The organism is Rahnella sp. JUb53 (genome assembly GCF_004346065.1).
In the GTDB taxonomy this organism is placed as follows: domain Bacteria; phylum Pseudomonadota; class Gammaproteobacteria; order Enterobacterales; family Enterobacteriaceae; genus Rahnella; species Rahnella variigena.
Window position 1 is genome coordinate 316399 of record NZ_SLYT01000002.1, and the last position, 25501, is coordinate 341899.

The following is a 25501-nucleotide window of genomic DNA, read 5'->3' on the forward strand; positions in this document are numbered from 1 at the left end:
ACGCTCCGCCTCAAAAGAGACTAAGCTCAGGGGAGACGCCCGCCCGGCGACAAATTCGATCTGCCTCCCTGCCCTCTGCCCACTATTCTCTTCGTGTGAACTCTTATCGCAGCCCAGGCAACTGCCTTTTCGGGTTCGCGTAAGGTATGTCGACGTGAAAAATGCTGTGATTAACTGGTTTAAAAGTAAAAGAGCACCACCTGTTCCGGTCATTACCCGACGTCATCGGGCCAGCGCGCTGGAAAATCCCGCGCCTATCCGCGCCGAACTCTTCTCGGCGGATCAGATGGAACGTTTTGGCGGCAAGCTGGCACTCTCTCATAAGCTTTCCGGTAAGAAACTGCCCTACTACCTGCTTAAACGTCTCGACGATAACGAAAAAGTCCTGACCCGCAGCTGTCTTATCCTTAGCAGTGGTGAGAAAGCCAGTATCACGCCCGCCGGAGAATGGCTGCTCGACAACTTTTATCTGATCGAAGAACAGATCCGCGTCGTTCGCCAGTTGCTGCCGAAAAACTTCGGCAAAGGCCTGCCCTCACTGGGCGCACCGCATTTTTGCCCGCGTATTTATGACATCGCCACCGAAGTCGTCAGCCACAGCGACGGACTCTGGGACATCACCACGCTCACCCGTTTTCTCTCCACCTATCAGAGCGTGCGACAGCTGACGCTCGGCGAATTGTGGGCGTTTCCGGGGATGCTGCGCCTGGCGCTGATCGAGAACCTGCGCCGCGTCAGCATTGAAGTGGCAAATGCACAGCAGGAGCGCAATCTGGCCGATTTTTGGGTCAATAAATTGCAAGACAGCGCCGAGAATGATCCGGCCAGTCAGATCATCGTGATTGCCGACATGGCGCGCAGCAATCCACCGCGTACCAGCGCGTTTGTCGCCGAACTGGTTCGCCGCCTGCAGGGCCACGGTTCAATACTGGCGCTGCCGCTGACCTGGGTGGAACAGCGTCTGAGCGAAGTCGGCCTGACGCAGCGGGAAGTGATCGACAAATTTAATCAGCAACTGGCGGCCAACCAGCTTTCAGTCAGCAACAGCATTATGGGATTACGCCAGCTGACAGAAATGGACTGGGCGGATTTCGCTGAAAATCTCAGCGTGGTGGAGAAAATCCTGCATGAAGATCCCGCTGGCATTTACGCCTCCATGCACTTCGATACCCGCGATAATTACCGCCATCAGATAGAACGCCTTTCGCGCAACTCCCGCCACGATGAGGCCTTTGTCGCCAGCCGCGCGATTGCCATAGCGCAACAGGCCAGCGGTGCTGTCCAGCAACGACATGTGGGTTATTACCTGATCGACGCCGGGCGCAAGGCGCTTGAGAAAGACCTGAATGTCAGATTCTCATGGGTGACGCGCATGCGTGGCCGCCTCAACCAGACTCCGCTGCTCTCGTGGCTCGGCAGCCTGTTGCTGCTGACCACCGCCGTCACCGCTGATGCACTCTACCGTTCCGCCCATACGCCCATGCACTGGTTATGGTGGAGTTTGTTAGTACCGGTAGTGCTGGTCGCCAGCCAGTTCGCGCTCAATCTGCTCAGCGAAATCACCACCCGCAGCCGGACGCCGCAACCGCTGCCGCGCCTCGAATATGCCGGTGGCATTCCCGCGTCCGCCAGCACACTGGTGGTGATCCCGTGTCTGCTCGGCAGCCGCAAAAATATCGAGGCGCTGATCAGCAGCCTTGAAGTTTGTTATCTCGGCAACGTGTTACCTAACCTGAATTTTGCGCTGCTCAGTGATTTTCATGACAGCGTAAATCCGCAGAATGCGGATAACGATGCCCTGCTGGCCTTTGCCGTGCAGCAAATTCAGGTGCTGAACCGCCGTTATCCCTCTGCGCAGGGCGCACTGTTTACGCTGTTGCACCGCGACAGCGAACTCAATGAGAAACAAGGCGTGTGGATGGGGTATGAGCGTAAGCGCGGCAAACTGAATGCGCTTAACCGCTGGCTGCGCGATGAAGGCGAGCCGTTCTCGCTGACCGAAGGCAGCACGCAGGCGCATCTGCGTCAGGTGAAATACGTTATCACTCTCGACAGCGATACCGTGCTGCCGCGGGCCACCGCCCATCAGCTGATCGCGGCAATGGCGCATCCGCTCAATCATCCGGTGTATGACGAGAAACGTCATCGGGTGGTGTCCGGTTACGCCATTCTCCAGCCACGGCTGGCGGAGGAAATCCCGGAAAATGGTCAGGGACGCTATGCCGCTTTATGCAGCAGCGTGCCGGGCAACGATCCTTATTCGTCGATGTCTTCCGATATCTATCAGGATTTATTCGGTGAAGGCTCTTTTGTCGGTAAAGGTATTTACGACGTCGATATGTTCATCCGTGCGACGGACAACACCTGCCCGGAAAATCTGGTGCTCAGCCACGACCTGCTGGAAGGCTGTTACGCTCGCTCGGGTATGCTCAGCGATGTGGTGCTTTACGAGCAATATCCCGATCATTATCTGGCAGACGTGGCGCGTAAAACCCGCTGGATCCGTGGCGACTGGCAGTTGCTTAACTGGCTGGGGTTTTATGTCACGCAGGAAGATGGGACGCGCTGCCGTAATCCGCTGACCACGCTTTCCCGCTGGAAACTGTTCGATAACCTGCGCCGCAGCCTGGTCGCGCCTGCCCTGCTGATTCTGATCTTCACCACGCTGCTGGTGGTGCCGGACAAACTTTACTGGCTCGGTTTTATTACCGTGATGCTGCTGTTCCCGGCGCTGGTAGCACTGGTGTTAGACCTGCTGAATAAAGGGCCACGACGGGCGCTGGTTCCGCATCTGAAAAGTGTGGCATCGGCGACTGTCAGCCGGATTTCCCGCGTGTTGCTTAACCTGATGACGTTGCCGCACGAAGCCGTTTATTCGGTGCAGGCGATTTTGCTGACACTGTGGCGACTCAGTGTCAGCCATCGCAAGTTACATGAGTGGGCGAGCGTCAATATCAGCGCGAAATCCCGTGCGCATTCGCCCGGATATTTCTACCGCCGCATGTGGGCTAATCCGCTGGCAGGCGTGGCGGTCATTTTGCTGTCCGCGCAGGCAAGTCCGCCGCTGCTGGGCTTTGCCGTCCCGCTCGGCCTGCTGTGGTTTATCGCGCCGCGTATTTTATGCTGGCTCAGTCAGCCCGCCCGCCGCCAGGTGCCGGATCTGGACGCACAACAACAGATTTACCTGCGTCAGGCTGCCCGTCAGACCTGGTCCTTCTTTGAAGTTTTCGTGAATGAAACAGAAAACTGGCTGCCGCCGGATAACTTCCAGGAAATCCCACAGCCGGTGATCGCGCACCGCACCTCGCCGACCAACATCGGGCTGTCGCTGCTGGCCAATATCACCGCGTGGGATTTTGGTTATCTCACGCAGGGTGAAGTGCTGGAACGCACGATGCTGACGCTTGATACGCTGGATAAACTCGAGCATTTTCGCGGACATTTATATAACTGGTACGACACACGCACGCTCCAGCCGCTCAATCCGCGCTACATTTCCAGTGTAGACAGCGGCAATCTGGCCGGGCATTTACTGACGCTGAGCACCGGCTTACGTCTGTGGCGAACACAGCCAGCCGTCAATCTTCCGGCATGGCTGAAAGGGCTGGAAGACACGCTGAATATGGCGGAAATCCCGGCAGATGCACCGCTGGTGGCTAAGCTTCGTGAAAGTCTCAAACAGGCTGCGGGCGAAAAAACTGAGCAGAGTATTTTGAGCCTGCGCGAGATGCGTGCGCTGATTGCCATCACCGCAGAAGGCTGGCTGCAACGACTGGCGCAGCAACTTGATGCCGGTTTGCAGGCGTGGACAGATTTTTACGCAGAATTGTCGCCGGAGGCGCAAAACGCACCGCTCCCTTCACTGCAATGGCTGGCGCAACAGGATGCCCGTACGGCACCGGCGCTTTCCCGCGCGATCGGTCTGGCACGGCAGCGTCTGGACATTATCGGCGAGCTTGAACAGCGCCTTAATGACCATGCGCGCATGGATTTCCGCTTCCTGTACGACAAGAATACCCATCTGCTGACCGTCGGATATAACTGCGACTCGCATAAACTGGACAGCGGGAAATACGATCTGCTGCCTTCTGAAATTCGTCTGACCAACTACGTCACCATCGCCACCAACCAGTTGCCGCAAAAAAGCTGGTTTGCGCTCGGACGCCTGTTCACCGTGATCGAGAAACAGCCGTCGCTGATGTCGTGGAGCGGATCGATGTTTGAATACCTGATGCCCCAACTGGTGATGCCGGCCTATCCGGATACCCTGCTGGTGCAGATGTGTCAGACCGCCGTTGACCGGCAAATCGCCTGGGGTAAGGAAAACAGCGTGCCGTGGGGGATTTCTGAATCCGCTTATGCGGCATTTGACCTCAATCAGAATTATCAGTATCACGCGTTCGGCGTGCCCGGTCTGGGCCTGAAGCGCGGTCTTGGTGAAGACATGGTGGTCGCGCCTTATGCCACCATGATGGCGCTGATGATCCGCCCGCAGGAAGCCTGCCTCAATCTCAACGTACTGGAACATTGCGGTGCGCGTGGCGAATACGGTTTTTACGACGCGCTGGATTACAGCCCGTCGCGTCTGATCCGCGGCCAGATTTACATCGTGGTGCGCTCTTACATGGCTCACCATCAGGGAATGGGTTTCCTGGCGCTGGGCAATGTGCTGCTCGGCGCGCCGATGACCGCACGCTTCGCCGCCAATGCCGCGTTCCAGTCGGCACGCCTGCTGTTGCAGGAACGGGTGCCGGATGCCGTCGAGCTATACAGTCCGCGTCGTCACTTTGAATCTCATGACAACACGCTGCAAAAAGTGAACATTGAGTTGCGTGAATTCACCGACATCAGCAGTGCCTCGCCGGAAATTCAGCTGCTGTCTAACACCAATTACCATCTGATGGTCACGCAGGCCGGTGGCAGCGTCAGCCGCTGGAAAGACCTGACGCTGACCCGCTGGCGGGAAGATGCAACACGCGATAATCGCGGGATTTTCTGCTATCTCAGCGATCCGGAGTCCGGCGCGGTCTACAGCAATACCTGGCAACCGCTCGGCAAACAGAAAGGCACCTATCACGCGGTGCTGAACGATTTCGGTGCGGAATTCAAACGCACACAGGGTTCGCTGACCATGCAAACCCACATCGTGGTTTCGCCGGAGGATGACGTCGAAATCCGCCGCATGACGGTTACGCATCATGGCCGCCGACCACGTGAGCTGGAAATCACCACCTATGCCGAAGTGGTACTGGCGCCAGCCGCCAATGACACCGCACATCCGGCGTTCAGCAATCTGTTTGTGCAGACCGAACTGGTGCCCGCACAGGAAGGGATTTTGTGCCACCGCCGTCCGCGTGAACCGGAAGAACAGTGTCCGTGGATGTTCCATATGATGGCGATCCACGGCTCTTTTGAACGGGAAACGTCGTTCGAAACTGACCGGTCGGCCTTTATCGGACGCGGCAATACCGCGGCCAGCCCGCAGGCATTGCGTCAGGCCGGACCGCTCACTAACAGCGCCGGTGCGGTGCTGGATCCGGTGATGTCCATCCGCCAGCGCATTACCCTGAAACCCGGCGTGCCAGTGATTATCGATATGGTGTACGGCATTTCCGACACACGGCTGCAAAGCCTGATGCTGCTGGAAAAATATCGTGACCATCATATTGCTGATCGGGTATTCGAAATCGCCTGGTCGCACAGTCAGGTGGTGCTGCGCCAGCTGAATGCCACCGAAGACGACGCGGGATTGTATAACCGTCTGGCCGGTGCGCTGGTTTTCGCCAGTCAGGAACTGCGCGGCGATGCGCAGACCGTGGCCGCCAACCGCCGCGGACAATCCGGTCTCTGGGGACAATCGCTTTCCGGCGATCTGCCGATCGTGCTGCTCACCCTGACCAGCGATGAGAATATCGGGCTGGTGACGCAACTTATCCGCGCGCACAACTACTGGCGTCTCAAAGGGCTGAAGGTCGATCTGGTGTTGTTATGCAATGACTCCGGCGGCTATCAGCAGGCGTTGCAAAATCAGATCCTCAGCCTGGTCGCTTCCGGCGCGGGCTCCAGTCAGACCGATATTCCGGGGGGGATTTTTGTCCGCAATGGCGAACAACTGACGCAGGAAGACCGCACACTGCTGATGAGCGTGGCGCGGGTGGTGATCGACGACCGCCGCGGCTCACTCGCCGATCAGCTCAACCTGCGTATGCAATTGCCACACGTCTCACTGCCTGCCCTGTTGCCGGTACGCACCGTCACCGACAATACGCCGGTTGCCGCAGCACCACGTGACCTGACCTGTTTCAACGGGCTGGGCGGCTTCTCGCCGGACGGACGTGAATATCAGATTGTGCTCAACGAAGGTCAGAATACGCCTGCGCCGTGGTCAAACGTGCTGGCGAATGCCGGTTTCGGGACGGTGATTTCAGAAAGCGGACAGGCCTATACGTGGTTTGAAAATGCCCACGAATACCGCCTGACGCCGTGGGAAAACGACCCGGTCAGCGACAGCTCCGGTGAGGCGTTCTATCTGCGCGATGAGGAAACCGGCAGCGTCTGGTCACCGGCACCGTTACCGGTGCGCGGGAACGGCGGCTATGTGACACGCCACGGTTTTGGCTACAGCGTTTTCGAGCATACCGGACACGGGATCAGCAGCGAAATGACGGTATTAGTGGCGGAACATGCGCCGGTGAAACTGATTATGCTGACGCTGACCAACGTCTCGGGGCGGCCACGCAGGCTGTCTGTGACCGGTTATGCCGAATGGGTGATGGCGGATTTACGCGCCAAATCAGCCATGCATATCGTTACCTCCGCGGCCCATGTGGCCCAGGGTTGCGGCGTGCTGGCGACCAACCATTACACCAGCAACGGCTCCCCGCGCACCGCCTTCTTCGCCGTAACCGGCGCGCACTGTTCGGTGAGCGGCGATCGTCGTGAGTTCCTCGGGCGCACAGGGTCAACGGCAGCGCCCGCTGCAATGAAAAATCAGCGGCTGTCGGATAAAACCGGCGCAATGCTCGATCCGTGCGGTGCGGTTCAGTCCGCCACCACGCTCATTGACGGCGATCAGCGCACCTTTATTTTCGCCCTCGGTCTGGGGCAAAACGCCGGTGAGGCCGAAGCCTTAATTCATCAGTTCTTCCAGGAAGGTGCCGCGCAGGCTGAGCTGGACAGAATTCATCACCACTGGCATCAGGTGCTGGATAAAATTCAGATCACCACGCCGGATAAATCAGTCGATTTGCTGGCTAACGGCTGGCTGATTTATCAGACCCTCGCCAGCCGGATCCTTGCCCGCAGCGGCTATTACCAGTCCGGCGGCGCGTTTGGTTTCCGCGACCAGTTGCAGGATACGCTGGCGCTGACTCACGCGGCGCCGGAACGTATGCGTGAGCAGATCCTGCTGTGCGCGTCACGGCAATTTATCGAAGGCGACGTTCAGCACTGGTGGCATCCGCCAACCGGCAACGGCGTGCGCACCCGCTGTTCCGATGACTATTTGTGGTTGCCGCTGGCGATCAGTCATTACATCGCGGTGACTGGCGATGACGCGATTGCAGAAGAACAAGTGCCATACCTTGAGGCGCGCTTACTGGCTCCGGGCGAAGAGTCTTTCTACGAACAACCGGTGGTCAGCGGAACACGCGAAAGCCTGTGGCAGCACGGTATCCGTGCGCTGAAACATGGCCTGCAAATGGGCGGGCATGGCCTCCCGCTGATGGGCGCGGGCGACTGGAACGATGGCATGAATCTGGTCGGTCTGGGCGGACGCGGGGAAAGCGTCTGGCTGGGCTTCTTCCTCTATGATGTGCTGCAACGTTACGGTGAACTGGCGGACATCCGTCAGGATGCCGCCACCGCCGCGTTGTGCCGCGAACAGTCGGCGCAGCTGAAACAAAACCTCAGTGATCATGCCTGGGACGGCGAATGGTATCTGCGCGGCTATTTCGACAGCGGTGAAACGCTCGGTTCGCATGTGAATGCGGAATGTCAGATTGACGCCATCGCTCAGAGCTGGTCAGTGCTTTCCGGGGCAGGCACACCGGAACGTACCGCCAGCGCCATGCAGTCGGTGGACAAATATCTGGTGGACAGTGACGCGGGGCTGATCAAACTGCTGACGCCACCTTTCGACGGCAACGGGCCGAATCCGGGATATATTCGCGGTTATCTGCCGGGCGTACGCGAGAACGGTGGGCAATACACGCACGGGGCAATCTGGGCGGTGATGGCTTTTGCCAGACAGGGCAACACCGAACGCGCGTGGCAATTGATGTCGATGATTAACCCGGTCAATCACAGTCTGACGCCGGAGGCCGTCAGCCGTTACAAAGCCGAACCTTACGTGATTTCTGCCGATATTTACTCGGTGGATCCGCACAGCGGGCGCGGTGGCTGGAGCTGGTACACCGGCTCTGCAGGCTGGACGTATCGCCTGATCACCGAATCTTTGCTCGGCATCACCCGCCACGGCGACGCCATTTCGATCCACAGTAAACTCCCGCAGGACTGGCCGGAAATCACCGTCACCTACCAGCAGGGCAGCAGCCGTTATCTGATCACCGTCCGCCGCAGTACCGGAGAATATTGCGTCACGCTGGATGGCACACCGCTTGCCGGTGACAAGATCCCACTCAACGATGATGGCGTTGAACACAGGGTGGAGGTTGAATTGGGAGAGTGACGAGTTAGCACGTCGCCAGGAAGAAATGCCCTGCATATGGATCGCAGGGCATTTTTTTTACACCAGAACGCGGTAATCCAGCATGTTTCCCGCTGAACGTCTTACCGCATCGACAAACTCCGGCGTCAGATCCCATTGCGGGAAATAGTCATAGGGCGGCCTGACGACGGATGTAGTGTTAAAACCGCAGGCGTTTAAATCCGCTGTTGTGTCGTTAAATACCGAGCCCGAATCAGACAAATATTCGCCGCCAAACCCCTTGAACAATCTGCAAGCAACCGTCTGCCCTTTCACGTTGAATACGTTCAGTTCGGACAACGTTCTGGAATCTTTTCCGATGCCAAAACTGTACTGATATTTGTATATCGGATCGGCGACATCATTATCAAACACGTTGTTAAACAGATGAACATTGCCGAAACGCACGCGTGGTGTGCGCTGTACCACACGGGTAAACAGATTGTCGTGAAAGGTCACGCGCAGTTTGCCGGCGTCTTCTTCGTCATTGTTGTCGCTGTGGCCGATGAGAATCGTTTTATCGTGCAGGGTGAAAACGCAGTGCGAAACGGTGACGTAATCCGAGGCACGTTTGATATCCAGAGAACCGTCGTGCTGGACGTATTTCCAGCCATCGACGGTTTTATACATGTCCATCGTAAAACGCCCGTCGCTGAATGTCACATTGCTGACCCAGACATGCTGGGCGCGAATGATACTCAGCCCGTCCCATTCCGCGTTCCAGCCATCGCCCTCTTCAAACTGAGGATCGACGTCGACAGGATTTTCGATGTAAATATTATGAATAATGACGTTGCTGACATCCTGAATAATCAGCGCGCTTTCAACGAACCGGGCATTTTCATCGATACCCATCAGCGTCGTATTACTGCCGATAAATATCCTGCCGCGCCGGGACTGATCCTGACGGTTGAGATAAGGCACGCCGCCGCTGGCGTCAATCAGCCCGCCAATCCAGATGCGTTTCGGACGGTCGCCGGACTCCTCAATGGCCTGCCGGAGTTCGCCGATATTCGTGACGTAATAGGAAAGCTCAGGTTTTTCGCCGCCGCCGGTCGTGCCTCCTGCATCAGAGGCCCAGCCTGCCGGGGTTTGGTACCAGAATTCATGCGGGGGAATATGATGAATTGATTTCATTGAGACAGCTCCATTTTATTGAAATAAAAATGAGTGATGCCACCTGCTTTTCCGTCCTTAGAATGGGGATCCCGGCGTAGTACCGCGCCTTACGCCGTCAGCTTATTGCTCTGTGTCTGGCAATATTTTTGTATAACGTAATACGATTGCTGATTTGTAATTTGTTAATCATGCGGGTGCGATGGGCATAAAACGTTTTCATGTTCATCCCCAATCGCTCACCAATTTGTTGCGTATCCAGCCCCTGCTGCATACAGGTCAATACTTCATTTTCCCGCGCAGAAAGTTTATATTTCACGTGATAATTAAAACGTGAATTATTCACCAGTAAACATGACAGCACTTCTTTTACCGGACTGCGCCGGTCAATCAGTGTGACATTCTCCAGATGTTGCAATGCGTAATAATCCACATCATTGGAGATAAAAGCGAAAATCTTTCGTCCCTGGCAGACAGAATCGGTCACCTGCGCATAACTGGTGGTCTCCACATCGACGATATAAAAATTCTCATCAATCAGTTCCCGCGATAATAACGCGCTGAAGCCGAAGATAAAAAAATAATCATCAGAAATCACGGAGTCTGATAAGTCCATATAAATTCCCTTTCCGTAGTTCCTTTTACCCTATTTAACTGTCAGTAATTCGCTTCATTTCCTTTTATAAAAGTTACAGAAACCACAAATTTTTGACACTACTAAAGTAATAGGAATTTTCTTTCAATTTAAAAACGTTCAATTCATCTTAATTTTTCATGACGAAAGGACATTAGCCTGCACACTCCCGATAAAAATAGTGTAAATCACCATAAAATAATCTTTTCGCAGCACCTACAACCACACTGTAAAATCAGCCTTACGTTAAAATCCGCAGTGGTTTGATAGCCAAAACTTACAATAATTTCAAAAATGGATTTTTCTTAGTGAAAATACCTTGCAGCATTCACCACAATATTTCGTTCACGTCCGGCATATTTTACACACTTAACAAAAGATCAACATCGGCCTCAGATTATTTTTATGTGCGTCAATGACTACGCCTGTAGTTCCCGTCTGAAATATCACGTTCACGGGCGATCGTTTATAGAATGTTTAAACGGTATGATTTAAAACCTCATGTCCTGTTATTACCTTACGGTGCGCCATGCGTATTTTTAAACGGACATTTAAATCCGCCCTGTTATCTGCATTATCGGATAAAACTCTGGCGCAGCCGCACGCATTGCTTTTTATGTTGCGCAGGGCCATCAATAAACACCAGCTGATGCCTTTTATTCAGCCCATTGTGGATGCCCGAACCGGTGAAACGGTGGCGGGCGAAGTATTGATGCGCTGGCACCATCCCGCGCTTGGAAATATATCTCCTGACTATTTTATTCCGCTTGCCGAGAAAAACGGGCTTATTTCCCGCATCACAGAGTCAGGCATTCAGTCCGTCGCCCGCACTGTGATGTCGATGGCATTTATCTGTCGCCCTGAGACCACGTTATTCTTTAACGTCTCTGCGGCAGATTTTAAAAATCACGCCATTGTGAATCTCTGCAAAGCGTTCAAAAGGGATACCGCGCAGCGGGATTTACGTATCGGGCTGGAAATCACCGAAAGAGAAGCGGTTGAAGATACGACGTTGGTGAAAGATCTGTGCAAAAGCCTCGCGCTGTTGGGCGTTGATCTTTCTGTCGATGATTTTGGAACGGGTAATGCTAACTACCATTATCTGATGCAGTTTCGCCCGCGCTATATCAAGATCGATAAAATGTTCACGGCCGGTGTTGAAGCCGACCCGGTGAAAGAAGCGATTGTGCGCAACATTATTGCCGTCGCAACGGAACTGCACTGCCTGACCATCGCCGAAGGCGTGGAAACAGACGCACAGCGACAAAAGCTCGCCACCCTGGGCGTCAGTCACTTTCAGGGATATTTCTTCTCAAAGCCGGTCGAGGCGTCGGTTTTCTTTCACCAGCTTATGCACGCCCTTCCCCTGCGCTGATCTGCGCGCCCTTTTCCTTCCTCTGTGGCTTTACCCGATAACGAAAAAGGCGGCCTGCTGTGATGCAGTCCGCCTTTTTTCGATCCATTGTGCCTTTGTGCTTACCAGTTCACATCAAGGGTGGCGGCTGCCGTGGCAGTGCCGGGCTCTGCGGTGGTTTTCGGGCACAATACCCATACCAGATTGTCAGACCACGACTGTGTGGAAGACACAGTGCGCAGCGCCGCTTTGCTGCTATCCATACGCATCGACGAGCCTCTGGTGGTACATCCGGCCTCTGCGCTGGCGTTTGCGCCAATAAAGCCGCGGATATCCCCCGCAATACCGCCGCCTGCGGTCGAGATCATCGGCAGCGTGTAATCGTCGCCTGCCTGGGTTTTCGGCGTCACAGAATAGGTGATATCCGCACTGGTACCGGCGTCGTTAGTACAGTTCACATTAAGCGAAGACTGCACCGCAATCCCCTTGCCGTCCGTTCCCTGACCCGGCGTCACGTCACCGAATGGCACGACCGCCGCTGTGTTCATCGAACATTGCGTGCTGGCCACGACCAGATCACTGAAGCTCAGCAGAGACTGTCTGTTATTTCCACTGGTTTTATGCAGTTGCAGATAGGTTGTGGGCAACGGGCCTGCCGCGGCGCCTGGTGCAACATACACCCCGTACGAAACATTCATCGAAGTGCTAGACCCGTCAAGAATGTAGAAGTTGCCGCTGATCGGACGCTTTATCGCCGCACAATGCGACGCGGTGCCGGGCGTCTGCCAGTCAGTGATGATGGCCCCTTTACTGTCCCAGGTGGCGGAATAGGTGTCGGTGACCACGTTGGCGTTGCCGGTCGGCGTCGCCGTAATGGTCGTCGCGTTCAGACTGCCGGTCAGGACAATTAATACGCCCTTTTGGATCTCGTATCCCGACCAACCGTCTACCGTGGTGTAGGGCAGGCCCGCTATTGAGCAGGTTGCACCATTACTGTCATTTGGCGTGTTTTGCCAGGCCGATAGTTTCCAGCCCCATCCGTATGTCAGAGCGGTAGAGCTAGCGTAAGGTCCATGAGCCGTACCGTTGATGGTCGGCGTCCAGGTGCCTAGAAGGGTATAACCCTGCGGAAGATTCACCGCGAATGCCGCCTGACAAGATAACAGTGCAATAGCGGCCATGCATTGGATCCCGCATCGACGAAAGGCTTGCGCCAAAAAACGCTTAAAAACAGACATCTTATTTCCTATATCAATAATTTTGTAGAGACTAAAATCTGGCCCGATGAGGTTGATTACCAGCTCATGTCAAGCGTCACCGCCGCCGTGGCCGGACCGGGTTCTGCGGTCGTCCGCGGGCATAACACCCAGACCAGTGGATCGGACCAGTTCGTGCTGGTAGTGACCGTGTGCAGGCTAATTTTCGTGCCGTCCATCGGCAGTGAGGACGTGCGGTCTGCGCAACCGGCTTCTGTGGTCGCGGATGCACCAATAAAACCACGGACATCGCCGCCCGCCACGCCTTTGTCCGACATCATCGGGATACTGAAATGGTCACCGACCTGTGTTTTGGGCGTTACCGAATAGGACACCGGCAGCGCGGTGCCGGAAGGATTACTGCACGTCACATCCACCGAGGAGTTCACCGCGACCTTGCGGTCATCCGGCGTGACATCACCGAAGGCAATTGCAGGCGTTGAATTCACCGTACAGTCCATGCCGCTCCACGCCAGCGACAGGATACGCCGGTCAAAGGTCGCCGGCGTGACGTTCCAGCTGTAGCCACGCCCGGCCTGCGCATAGACAGTTTTCACCGCCATTTTGGCGGCTCCCGGCTGCACATAGACGCCGTAACCCATTGCCGACTGCGAACCGCCGCCGCTGTTCATTTCCACCGCGCCGAACGACTGGTTAAAGGTGGTCTTCACCCCCAGACAGTCGGAGCGCACACTGATGTCGCCACTGCCATTGCCGGATTTGTCCCATGACGCGGAAGACACGGTGTTCAGATCCGGCGCGCCGTTAGGGATAAACGTGCCACCGGTGGCGACCGGGTTCATCGTCCCGGAATTGATGACAATCTGGCCGGATATGGAACCGAACGGGATCACCAGAATGCCGGGAGAAATTTCATAACCGCGATAACCGTCATAGGATTTCATCGGATACATCGACGCGCATCCCGCGCTGGGCACCGGCACGGGGGAAACCACCACGGTGCCCGCGACACCTGATGCCATAAAAGGCACCACGTTTTGTGAGTAATACCAGCCGGGTTTATTGCCCGGAATGGTATCGCCCTCGGTCCACGTCAGCCGGGTGTTGACCACGTCACTGACCACCTGATAACCCGATTTCAGCTCGAGTGCAGCGCAGTTCATTCCCCACATCAGAGCCACAGACCCCAATAACATCCTTGCAGTCATGACTGCTCCTTAAATTGGTGTACATTAAGGCCGCGCAACGGTGCGCGGCCGTTTATCAGCGGCATTCGCCGTTCAGCTGAATAACCGGCATTTGTGCCGTCGGTTTCAGCCCCTTCAGGTCATAACTGACGCGGCACTGTTTATCGTTGCCTTTGCCCCACGACACCGCCAGCTGGCCTTTTTCCGGCAGGCCGGTCAGATACACCTGGCCGTTATCGCCGACGATGCCGGTGATTTCCTCACGACCTGCGTTTTCCAGCAGTGATGCGGTGGCACCAAACGGCACCACGCCTGCTCCGCCAGCCCGCGTCAGGGACATCAGCACCTGATAACCGATACGCGTGGCAAAGTCAGTTTTCACCACCGCGCCGTTGGTCGGGTACACCACTTTCTGGTTTTGCGGCAAATCGACGTTGTCCGGTAACGTGCTCGGATCGAGACCGACGTTGTTGCGGCTGTAATCCGACAGATACGGCACCACGGCGAACCCGCGCGAATCGGTTTTGCCACCGCCATTAGACAGGCTGACGCCTTCCGCACCCGGCGCGCTGACCAGCGCCACCGAGCTGCCCAGCGGACGTGACAGCGTCACACCTTGCGCATGGGCCACCGCGCCGCCACTCATGTTGACGTTCATCGAGCGCATGTCGTTTGAGTAACCGTAACCCGCAGAAACGTTGCCCTTGCTGCCCTGATATCCTAGATTCAGGTTGCTGTTACTGGCCTGATCCTGATTGCCCCAGCCCTGCATCACGCTGTACGACAACGCGCCGTTCTGGTTGCTGCCGGAAATCCCCGCCTGATTCTGCGTGCGTCCGTGGTTGTCATGAGATATCTGGCTGGTGGCGTAGGTGTTTTGCAACGCAGACGAATAGCTGAAGATGCTGAACGGCACGCTCATGTTGAAGGAAACCTGACGGTTTTCCGGCCAGTCGCCGTTGCCTTTCATACGATCCACGGTGTAATACACGCCGTAGCTGACGCCGTGATAACTGCCGTTGTAACCGGATGACAGGCTGGTCAGCGTTTTGGTCGACCCCCAGTAATCATCACGGTTGGCGCGCAGGCTCACAGAGCCATAATCCCCAAGTTGCTGTGTTACCTGCGTCTGGAAACTGCTGCGCCGGCGGCTCATCGTCCACGGCGACACATCATCCTTCTGCGCATAACCCATGCTGTTGTATTCTGCGAAACTGTAATAATTTCGGGTGGAATAACGCAGCGCAGTCAGGTCAAACGACGTGCCGGTGGTGAGCATGCTTTTGGAGTAACGCACCCGCCATGAACCGCCCGCCTGACGATCTTCTTCTTCCAGCTTCGTGCTGGAGAAAGTGCCGTCCACAGACATTGCGCCCAGATCGCCCAGCGAAATACCTGAACCCATGCTCAGCGCACTGTAGTTTTGCGAGCCCAGCAGACCGCCGTACAGCGTCAGGTTTTTCGGTAAGCCATAAATCAGCGTCGCCAGCACGAATTCTGATTCGCGTGAACCCTGCGTCGTACCGCCGTCATAACGTCCGGCGGTCACTTCATATTTCATGGCGCCCGGTCGCAGCATCACCGGCAGGGAGGAATACGGCACCACGAAGCTGTGCACGCTGCCATCGGCTTCGGTCACTGCCACGTCCAGGTCACCGGAGGATCCCGCCTGATACAGATCCTTAATTTCAAACGGGCCCGGTGCGACGTAGGTTTCATATACCACGTAGCCGTTCTGACGCACGGTCACGCGGGCGTTACTGCTGGCTACGCCGGTGATCAGCGGCGCAAAACCGCGCAGACGCGAAGGCATCATCTGTTCGGACGAATTCAGCTGCACGCCGCGGAACGGCACGCCGTCCAGCACGTCACTGCCGGTATTGGATTCGCCCATGGTCACGCGAGAACGCCAGTCACGGATATCGCGCGATAAATAGGTATTGGAAAAATGCGTGCTGTCGTTATTACTGCTGCTACCACTGGCATCAGTGTGGCTGTGCGTCAGCGTACTGCGCAGCCGCCAGGCACCGGCGTTAGCGCCGGTCTGCACGTTGGCAAACAGGTTGTTATTCACGCGGGTATCGCTGTTGAGCGTCTGCTCATTGCGACCGGCACTGACGTTGTAGTTAAACAACATCGCCGGAATGCCGTCGTCCCACTGTGACGGATCCGTCTGGCTGTCACTGCCCGGCTGCATCGCCACCTGCGGGATACTGACGTCCAGCCGCAGGCGGGATAAATCGAATTTCACCGTAGATTGCGGAACCAGCGCTGTCAGATCATCCACCGGTTTGTCTTTCGCTAAGCCTTTAAATGCAGGCAGCTGATCCACATTCACGCCCAGCGCGCCAAGCAACTCCGGCGACAGTTCAGGCGCAATATTGCCGTGGGCGTTTTTGCCGAACACCAGTTCGCGGGAGACCGCTTCACGCTGGTTGACGAAGATAGTGACCGGATACTTCCCTTCCGCCACGCCGCCCGCCAGGGAAAACGCGGAGAGATCGACATCCGATGCGCCGCTTCCCAGCGAGAGCAATTCAGGATCGAAGTAATCCGCTGCCCACGCGTTCTGGCAGCTCATTAATACAAACAGCGCAAGCGTTTTGCGCGGGAAGGCGCGGGTGCTGGCTGCCATTCCGTTAGTCCTTAAACAGGATGTCAATTTCTTACTCAAGGTCGTTCCCTGCTATGTAATATATGATTAGCGGTTCCGGATTTCCCCGGTCTTACAATGGCTTACGCTGGACGGACGTCACCCGGCTGTCTTCGCCGATCACCTGCCACTCCACCTCGCCCCGCGTCCCTTCAGGGAAGGGATAGCGCTGCTGCCCTTTCGGCGGTACCAGCTTGCGCAGATCGGCTGCCGGTAAGGTTTTTCCACCCACTTTCAGTTGGCTGAAGTTGAGGTAAAACGGCGTCGGGTTATCCACCACCAGCGCATCCCCTTGCAGGCTGAAACGCAGCTGTTCAGACGCCTTAGTGACGCCGCCTGGCGGTAAACCTTCCGGTCGGTAGAACAACTTCATGTTGTTGACCACCGCGACCACCATCTGGCCGCCGGTCTGGTTGTCTTTATCCTGCACCGACGGGATGCCTTTTACCGACAGGTAAAACACTGATTCCCTGTCCTGCGGCAGCGTCATGTCGGTAAGACGGATGCGCAGCTGGAGCTGTTCACCCGGATCAACACGTTTTAACGGCGGCGTCACCAGCAGCGGAATGGCCGTGGCGGGCGCTTTATCGTCTTGTTCTGTCGCCGGTAAACCGGTGGCCAAATCCAGCGGCCGCACCCATGACTGCATCAGATACGCACGGTGGGTGTTATTGGTCATTGACCAGGTGATGCCTTTGGTTTCCGATGCCGGATACACAAGGCGGAACTGATTGATCGACAGGCCGGAAGGCTGTTCCGGCGCGGCAACACACGGCAATGCCAATGCCAGCGCGGCAATCAGCAGCGGCACTTTCAGCGAAAACGTCATGATTTCCCTCCGTTCTGCACAGCGGCTGAAAATAGCGGGCTGTTGCCGCCGTAATCATTAATCACCGTCCACTGCGCCTGCTTAACCTGACCACTCACCGGATAACTGGCCTGCGAGAATGGCGGGATCATCGGCACAACGTCTCGCACCGCCACGTCGTGGCCATCAAACGCCAGACGTGAAAACGTCAGGAAGTAAGGCGTCGGATTTTTTACCTCGATGCTGCCGTCCTGAAGATGAAACGTCAGACGCCCCTGCGCTTCCTCCGCCGTCATCGGCAGCCCTGCAGGGCGGTAAAACAGCTTGATGGTGTTCTGAATACCCACCGAAATCCGCGCCGCCAGCGAGGCGTCTTCCGCTTCTTTCGGTTCCGTCATCGCCGGTACGGCGATCGCGGTGAAATAAAACACCGACTCACGGTCAGCAGGCAGCGCCGCATCGTCCTTACGCAAAATGCGCAGGGTGTTTTTGCTATTTTCTTCCAGTCGGAACAGCGGCGGCGTGGTCAGAAAAGGCGCAACTTCACGGCCTTGCGGTGACCCGACGACCGCCGACTGCACCAGATAAGGCCGGGAACCGTGGTTTTGCACGGTCAGCGTCTGGGCGCTGTCGGTTGACTGAAAAATCACCCGCGTACGGCTGAGGCTGATCCCCCCATCAGCGGCAAAAGCGCCCTGAATCAGCGTCACAATGCCCATTAAAATGAGTGCGGCACGGCGTACTAAAAGAGAAATAAACTGCACAGAAAACCCCTTACTGATAGGCGAAATCAAAGGTGACACTGGCGTTCAGCGTGCCGCCTTTGGTGGCGGCATCGCTGCATTTGGTGCCACAGGACAGCGCTGCTTTCAGCGGAATGCTGACGTTGCCGCCGTCAAAATTGGTGGCGTTCAGCGGCACCGGCAGCAACGTGGTGTTGTTCACCACATCACCCGTCGCGTTCACGATGCGTACGCCGTAATTCACCACCTGTGAGGACGCCGGTTGCAGGAACAGAAAATCGCCGGAACTTGTGTTGCCGGTTCCCGACACTTTCACCACAGGTTTTTGCACCGCACCGACAAAACCGGCGCATTGCGACAGGGTCACCGTCAGCGGTAACGGATTGGCCAGGCTGTCGCCGCTGCGGATACCGGAAGACTGCACCGCGCCGAAATCCAGCACCGGCGGCGCGGAAACCTGGCAGGTCGGCGCCTGGAATGTGGCCGTAAACTGCACCTCTGTTGCCGCCGCCGCGTGACCCGCCATCGCCAGCAGGCACAGGCAAAGCGAAGCCCTCAGGGCAACGTGGTGTCCTGATAAAGAAATGTGATTTTTCATGGTGTCTGTCTGTTGAAAGCGTTAAGGGAAAATAAAGGCGAAGGTGATTTTTGCGCTGACCGCACCCGCCGTCAGCAGCGGATCACCGGCGCTACGCACCAGTCCCACCGAGAAAGGTTGCACAGATGTGCCGTCATCCTGAGTGATCGCCACCGAATCACCGGGCGCAACCGTACCGGCCGCGTTATAAAAATCACTGAGGTTATTCAGCGTGCCTTTTTTCAGCATAAAACCGACGTACTTCGCCGTTGAACTGGCCGAGCGAAACAGCTGCGTGTCGCTGAGCTGAGCGGATTCCCCGGACACAGTCAGCGACGGCGTTTTGCCCTGCATTCCTTCGCAGTTCACAGTGACCGCCAGTGGCAGAATGGCGGCGGTACCGGTCGCAAATTGCGTAACATCTTTTGTGTCGAATTTGAGCGTCGGCGTGTCGATCGCCACCTGACAATTGCCATCCATTACCGTGGCTTTAATGTCAGTGGTGGCAGCCAGTGCCTGACCGGCAGAAACGCCGGATAAAATCAGCAAAAGTGCTGATGAAACCTGTTTAATTAACCGTGCCACGGAACGTCTCCACACCGCCAAAATCGTTAATCGCTGCCCACTCGGCTTTGCCCTGCCCGGCTGTCACCGGATAATTATTTGATGCGAAGGGCGCAATCATGCTGGTGCCTTTAATCACATCGAGCGGGATCTTTTTGCCGTCAATCGTCAGTTTGTTGAGCGAGATAAAATACGGCGTCGGATTCGACACCTTCACGCTCTGGCCTGCTCTGGAAAACTGCAATTTGCCCATCGCTTCTTTTTGCGTCATCGGCAGGTTATCCGGACGATGGAACAGCTTCAGGGTATTACCGGTCGCCACCTGCAAGGTGCCACCGACTTTATTGTCATTATTTTCCTGACCTGTTTTACCGGTCGGGATCGCCAGTATATTTAAATAAAAGACCGACTCCCGGTCACCCGGCAGAGAATTGGATTTTTTCAGGATCCGGATTTTATTAGCGGAATCAGGCTCGATGCGAAATAATGCCGGGGTTGGCATGAACACGCTGTTCGATGATTTCGCTGAGAGACTTTCTGAAATACCGACATTAATAAGATAAGGTTGATTATGAGATCGGTTATTAATGTCAATACTCTGACTGCTGTCAGATGCCGTAAAAATAATGCGGGAGGCACCCACCGCAATACTTGCGATTGCTGGCGGGGTCAATAATATCCCCAGGCTTAAAATAACGCCTAACTTGTGAATAAACTTCATAATGTTCTCTGCCAGTTAAATGAAAAAGAGAGGTTTCATAGAACCTCTCTTTTCCGGACGCTTATTGCCGTACTGCTCGCGCCTTACGACGGGTCCCGTACTTCAGGTTCTTTACGCTTAGTTGCTCACGTAAGAGATTTTGATCGGCGCGTGGTAAGCACCCGGCTCAACGTTAGTCTTATCCAGCACGGCCATACCGGTGTTGAAGGTATAAGTCAGTGCGCCAGTCGTATCAGCAACAACCGGGATGCTGGTGTTGTTGGTCACTTGAGTGGTGCCGTCTTCACGGGTCATCATGAAACCTGCGGACTGAGCAACGTCGCTCAGGAACACAGTTTCGTTACCGGTCGCAACGATACCGCTGACCTGTAAAGCACCCGCTTCGTCTTTGCTACAGTTTTTCAAAGACACCAGCAGTGGTTCTTCACCAATCTGTTTTTTCGCTGCGTCGAAAGCGATTTTAGAGAAAGAACCGACGTTCAGAGTAGAAGCACCGTTATTTGCAGTCACTTCACAAGTGGTGTCTACAATAGACCCTTGCAACTGGACATCAGCCTGAGTTGCAGCCTGAACCTGACCTGCCAAACCTAACATCAGAGCGACAGGCGCAAGGGCGATAATTTTTTTCATTACAAGATCCTTCATTAAATATGCGTCATTATGACAATGGGAATAATTCATTTCAGCCTGCCTTGGCTGAGGAGAAGATAATACTTTTCCTAAAGAGCATTAAATATCAGAGGGAGATTATTTTAATGAAGGTCTCGGCCTACACGCGTAGGCAACGAATAACGTCTGAAGTAAAATGGAGGATTACAGGGAATATGAACATCCGCTTAAATAAATATTTATCACACCGGCGGATAAAAATAAAGCCATTCCGGAGAATGGCTGAGCGGGATAAAACACAATATTAATGCCGGGTGGATTTTGAATACGTTTCGATGGCGGCGCTGAATGCCATGATTTGCTGTTTAAGCTGCGCAGTACCTTCTTCTATTGCAGCTTCTATTTGTAAACCCTGTTGCCCGGTAGCCAGCACGTCTTCTAACTTTTCCGCCAGCAAATGCAACTTTGTCGCGCCCAGCAGCTGCATCGTGCCGTTGATCCGGTGCAGATGGTGTCGCAGTACATCCCGGTCCTGGCGTTCCAGCGCCTGTAACGCGGCGGCCATATCTTTATCGTTTTCGATGCGCGACTGTTCCAGCATCTGACACATCAGCTTTTTGTCACCGAGACTGTGCGCCTCAAGCGTCGGCATATCGACGAATTCTTCCAGCGGGCGGGTATCTGCGAACATATGCACGCCGCTTAACGCCGCTTTCAACTGTTGCAGGTCTATAGGTTTAAACAGGCAAAGATTCATGCCCGCCGCCAGACAACGTTCTTTCTCATCGGTCTGCGCATTAGCGGTTAAACCCCAGATAATGATCTGCTGATTGGTTTCCCGCACCTTTTGCGTGAGCGTAATGCCGTCCATGTTCGGCATATTCAGATCAGTGATCAGCAAATCGTAATCCTGCCTTTGGATCAGATTCAGCGCCTGCAAACCGTCTTCGGCTTCATCCACATGATAACCGAGCATATCCAGCTGACGGCGCAACAACAGACGATTCGTCGGGTTATCCTCGGAAATCACAATCCTTAATGCAGCAGGAAGCACTGCTTCCTGTTCAGCCAGCAACAAAACGCCTGGCGCATGGTCAGAAGTACGCGTCACCAGCGTGACCGTCATGGTCGTGCCCGCATCCGGCTGGCTGACAAGGCTGATTTGCCCGGACATTCTCTCGACCATTTCGCGGCAAATCACCAGCCCGAGCCCGGATCCAACGCTGCGTTTACCGACGGCGGTCTGGCTGAACGGCTTAAATAATTGCTGCTGTTCCTGCTCGCTTATCCCGGCGCCGGTATCGCGCACGCTCATTGACAGGTAAACCCGCTCCTCGCCCAGCGCCTGCGTATGTGCCATCACTTCAATCCCGCCCTGCGTGGTGAATTTAACGGCATTACTGACCAGATTAGACAGCACCTGTTTAAAAGCCTGCGGATCCAGCCACAGCGTTTTGCCCTCTTCCAGACGACAATCGACCGTCAACCGGAGATGTTTCTGACGCGCCAGCCCTTCGAAATTCGCCACCGTCGCGTGGACGAGCGCCGCCAGATCCACCCATTCAGGCACCAGCGTAAAGTTGCCGGATTCGATTTTTTCCATATCCAGCACATCACCGATAAGCCCTATCAGCGTCTGCGCCGTGCTGTAGGCCAGCTGAATCGCCTCGCGGGCTTCTTCCGGGCTTTGCTTGCGGGTGGTCAGCAGCTCAAGAAATCCCATGATCGAACTGACAGGCGTGCGGATCTCATGACTCATATCCGCCAGGAACCGGCTTTTCGCCTGACTGGCATCGATGGCTTTGTCTTTCTCGACCTGCAACGCTTTCATCAGTTGACGGGATTCGGTGATGTCCTGCCAGCCGCAAATCAGGGTGGCGGGCAACTCATCCGGCATCCGGCATGAGGTGAGCCAGTGCAGGATCAGGCGATCTTCTTCGCCATTATTAAGCACCAACTGATGAGTGATCACCGTATCCGGCGACAGCCCTTTCTGGATTTCCTGCTGAACATCGGGGAACACATCCGCCAGCGGGCTGCGGCGGTCATACAGCGAATAGCGCATGGCCTCGCGGCGTTCCGGCGTGAAGAATTCACCAAAGGCGCTGTTGTGGCTTTCCAGTTCACCGTCCGGCGTGATGACATACACCGGCACCGGAATGGCGTTGGACAAGGTCTGACGCAGGATCAGCTGATAACTCAGCGCCGCCTGCGACGCCTTGCCACGGCTGATCGCCCGCAGAAGGTAGACACCCCACAGCAGGCTGCTGATGACCAGCAATGCGGCCAGTCCTGCCACCAGATAAAATGGCCGGTTATACAGATTCCAGGTGCCGATTTTCACATCCGGCGCTTTCACCCATTTCCCGGCCAGATTGAGGATCTCTTTCGGCGGAATATCATCCAGCGCCTTGTTCAGAATACTTTGTAATTCCAGCGCGTCTCGCGGGATAGCAAAGGCAATTTGTGCCGACGGCTCATCCGGAATGCGGGTATAGGTCATCATCTCAGGATAATAGTGATCGATGATAAACCGCGACGCGAGCTGAGTAGACACCACAGCGTCCACATCGCCGAGCATCAGTTTGCTCAGCGCCGTACTGGTATTTTCGGCAATCACCCAGGTCACGCCTGGATATTTCTTCTTCAGCTTTTCACTCAGCGGATGATACGCCGGTATTGCCACTTTCGACCCAGGCGACAGACTATCCTCCTGCCCGCTTGTGGCGCGGGTCACCAGCACAAACGGCGTGGCAATAAACGGATGGGTAAATAACATCTGCTCTTCGCGTTCGGTACTGTGAGTGGCCGTGGGCAGAATATCCCAGCCGCCTTTACGCATGATATTCACCATGTCGCTGTTGGAATTGGCGATCACCGGTTCGAAGGACAAGCCGGTCTGCAACTGGATCAGGTTGAGAATATCGCCAAGGAGGCCGCGGATTTCCTGATTGTCGTCAATCATGCTGAACGGGGCATAATACGGGTTAATCAGCACATGCAGCACCGGATGGCGGGAGACCCAACGTTCTTCCTGCGGCGTGAGTTTCATCGCCTTATTTAAAAAAGAAATATTGCCGTTATCCACCCAGGACTGCGCCACCTGTTTGTGCGTCTGCTCGCTCAGGGAACTGATGAAGGCATCGAGTATGCCTCGTAACTGCGGCTGGCTGGCGAGCACAATAAACGCGTTGCCGGTCTGAGGTTCACGCCAGAATTTCACCATGTCCAGCGCCTGATAAAAATCGCGCACCAGAATAAAACTGGAGGTGAGATTGTTACCGAAAAAGTAGTCGTTTTCTTTATTGGCAACCGACGCCAGCGCCAGATAGTTATCCGCATAGGCGGTGATCTGCGCCTGCGGAAACACCGTTTTGATAAAGGCGTCGGGAGGATAGCCTTGTTTAATTGCCACTTTCACCGCGTCATGATCATCCGACAAAGGTTTCATCACGTCGGCCTGACGGGTCACCAGCGTCGGAAAAGCGCGGACCAGCGGCAGCGAGGCGGCGAACGTTGCCGCCAACGGTTCTCCCCCCGACGGGGAGGTCAGGATCAGATCAAGGTTGCCGCCCAGCAGGGCCGTCAGGGCCTGTGCCTGATCCGCATAGTGTTTGATCACTACGCGGACTTGCAGTGAATTTTCCAGCAGCAACAAATAATCGGCGTTCATCCCCCGGTAACGACCAGTGGAGGTGTTCATGTTCAACGGCGGAGTTTCCGTGCCATACACGCCGACAGTCAGTGTCCGTTTGGCCGCCAGCCACAGCAGATCAAGGTGGCTTAACGGCAGCGCAGGAGTAAAGACCTGATAATCGCTTGCAAGGGTGAGGGTTACTGGTTCAGGCGTGGCCGCGCGCAGCGGGCAGACGACTGCCAGCAAAAGAAACATCATGGCCATCACACGGCGGATCATGGCATTACCCGATTTTATTGCGTTGGGCAAAAGAGAAGAGATCCATTAACGACCTGCAGTTCAGTTTTTCCATTAAGCGGCTTTTGTAGGTGCTCACCGTTTTATTGCTGATGTTCATCTCCGAGGCAATTTTCATATTATCCGCACCACCGAGAATATAGCGCATCACTTTGATTTCCTGACTGGAAAGCGATTGCAACATTTCCTGCTCGGAGGACAAGCTGCCCATAAAAGTATGTAATGATAACGGGAAGTAACTGTAACCATTCAGTGAAGCATTAACGGCGGCAATAATATTGGTCATGCCCTCTTTCTTACTGATAAAAGCATTCGCCCCGGCATCGGCACTACGCTTGCCATAAAACAGATCGTTCTTGGCAGAAACCACAATAATAATACGGCTAAAGGCTTGTTTCCTGAGTTTCTCCACTACTTCGATACCACTCATTACCGGAATATCCACATCCACGATCACCAGATCCGGATAGTGTTCTTCCACCAGCAGCAGCGCCTGCGCGCCATCTCCGGCTTCTGCGACCACGGTAATGCCTTCGCTTTCCAGCAAATTTTTAATCGCCATACGCGCCAGCGGATGATCGTCCACAATGACAGCGTTTAATTTATTCGTTTTACTCATGCTATAGCATTCTTCTTTGCCGGAAACGGAGTTCATATTAAGTCTACAGCCTCCCTAA

15 protein-coding genes are annotated in these 25501 nt (G+C 55.2%); 2 read left to right on the forward strand and 13 right to left on the reverse strand.

The features are described from left to right. The first annotated feature begins 286 nt into the window (after positions 1–286). Entirely contained in the window at positions 287–8689 is an 8403-nt protein-coding gene (locus EC840_RS06080; protein WP_132964808.1) for a glucoamylase family protein, read from the forward strand. Positions 8690–8746: 57 nt separating this feature from the next. Here EC840_RS06080 and EC840_RS06085 read toward each other — a convergent pair whose 3' ends face one another. After that, positions 8747–9844 (reverse strand): pectate lyase, encoded by a 1098-nt coding sequence (locus tag EC840_RS06085; RefSeq protein WP_132964423.1) that lies wholly within the window; start codon positions 9842–9844, stop codon positions 8747–8749. Positions 9845–9941: 97 nt separating this feature from the next. Next, positions 9942–10439 carry a helix-turn-helix transcriptional regulator gene (locus EC840_RS06090; RefSeq protein WP_132964425.1) on the reverse strand — a complete coding sequence of 166 codons (498 nt, stop codon included), beginning with the start codon at positions 10437–10439 and terminating at the stop codon, positions 9942–9944. 547 nt (positions 10440–10986) lie between these two features. Here EC840_RS06090 and EC840_RS06095 point away from each other — a divergent pair. Further along, positions 10987–11832 carry an EAL domain-containing protein gene (locus tag EC840_RS06095; RefSeq protein WP_113877674.1) on the forward strand — a complete coding sequence of 282 codons (846 nt, stop codon included), beginning with the start codon at positions 10987–10989 and terminating at the stop codon, positions 11830–11832. A 101-nt stretch (positions 11833–11933) separates the two neighbouring features. Here the strand turns inward: EC840_RS06095 and EC840_RS06100 are convergent, their stop codons facing one another. From EC840_RS06100 to evgA, 11 genes are all read right to left on the reverse strand, one after another. Continuing rightward, entirely contained in the window at positions 11934–12992 is a 1059-nt protein-coding gene (locus EC840_RS06100) for a hypothetical protein (protein ID WP_132964428.1), read from the reverse strand. A 113-nt stretch (positions 12993–13105) separates the two neighbouring features. Then, on the reverse strand, positions 13106–14236 hold the full coding sequence (locus EC840_RS06105; protein ID WP_132964430.1) for a hypothetical protein: 1131 nt from the start codon (positions 14234–14236) through the stop codon (positions 13106–13108). Between the two features lie 55 nt (positions 14237–14291). Then, positions 14292–16850 carry a fimbria/pilus outer membrane usher protein gene (locus EC840_RS06110; protein WP_132964432.1) on the reverse strand — a complete coding sequence of 853 codons (2559 nt, stop codon included), beginning with the start codon at positions 16848–16850 and terminating at the stop codon, positions 14292–14294. A 91-nt stretch (positions 16851–16941) separates the two neighbouring features. Continuing rightward, complete coding sequence (locus tag EC840_RS06115) at positions 16942–17697, reverse strand: molecular chaperone (protein ID WP_132964434.1); 756 nt, start codon at positions 17695–17697, stop codon at positions 16942–16944. Beyond that, complete coding sequence (locus tag EC840_RS06120; RefSeq protein WP_132964436.1) at positions 17694–18440, reverse strand: molecular chaperone; 747 nt, start codon at positions 18438–18440, stop codon at positions 17694–17696. Before EC840_RS06120 ends, EC840_RS06115 begins: the two co-directional genes overlap by 4 nt. Before the next feature lie 10 nt (positions 18441–18450). Continuing rightward, on the reverse strand, positions 18451–19017 hold the full coding sequence (locus EC840_RS06125) for a fimbrial protein (RefSeq protein ID WP_120509480.1): 567 nt from the start codon (positions 19015–19017) through the stop codon (positions 18451–18453). Between the two features lie 21 nt (positions 19018–19038). Continuing rightward, positions 19039–19581: a type 1 fimbrial protein gene (locus tag EC840_RS25460; RefSeq protein ID WP_132964438.1), complete on the reverse strand. Its 543-nt coding sequence runs from the start codon at positions 19579–19581 to the stop codon at positions 19039–19041. Beyond that, a complete protein-coding gene (locus EC840_RS06135) occupies positions 19565–20281 on the reverse strand; it encodes a molecular chaperone (RefSeq protein ID WP_113877682.1) in 717 nt (238 codons plus the stop codon). Before EC840_RS06135 ends, EC840_RS25460 begins: the two co-directional genes overlap by 17 nt. Positions 20282–20398: 117 nt before the next feature. After that, entirely contained in the window at positions 20399–20911 is a 513-nt protein-coding gene (locus tag EC840_RS06140; protein WP_113877683.1) for a type 1 fimbrial protein, read from the reverse strand. A gap of 283 nt (positions 20912–21194) precedes the next feature. Next, positions 21195–24806 carry a transporter substrate-binding domain-containing protein gene (locus tag EC840_RS06145; protein ID WP_243701025.1) on the reverse strand — a complete coding sequence of 1204 codons (3612 nt, stop codon included), beginning with the start codon at positions 24804–24806 and terminating at the stop codon, positions 21195–21197. Positions 24807–24810: 4 nt separating this feature from the next. Further along, positions 24811–25443, reverse strand: a complete 633-nt coding sequence (evgA, locus tag EC840_RS06150; RefSeq protein WP_132964440.1) for an acid-sensing system DNA-binding response regulator EvgA — start codon at positions 25441–25443, stop codon at positions 24811–24813. Positions 25444–25501: the final 58 nt, after the last annotated feature.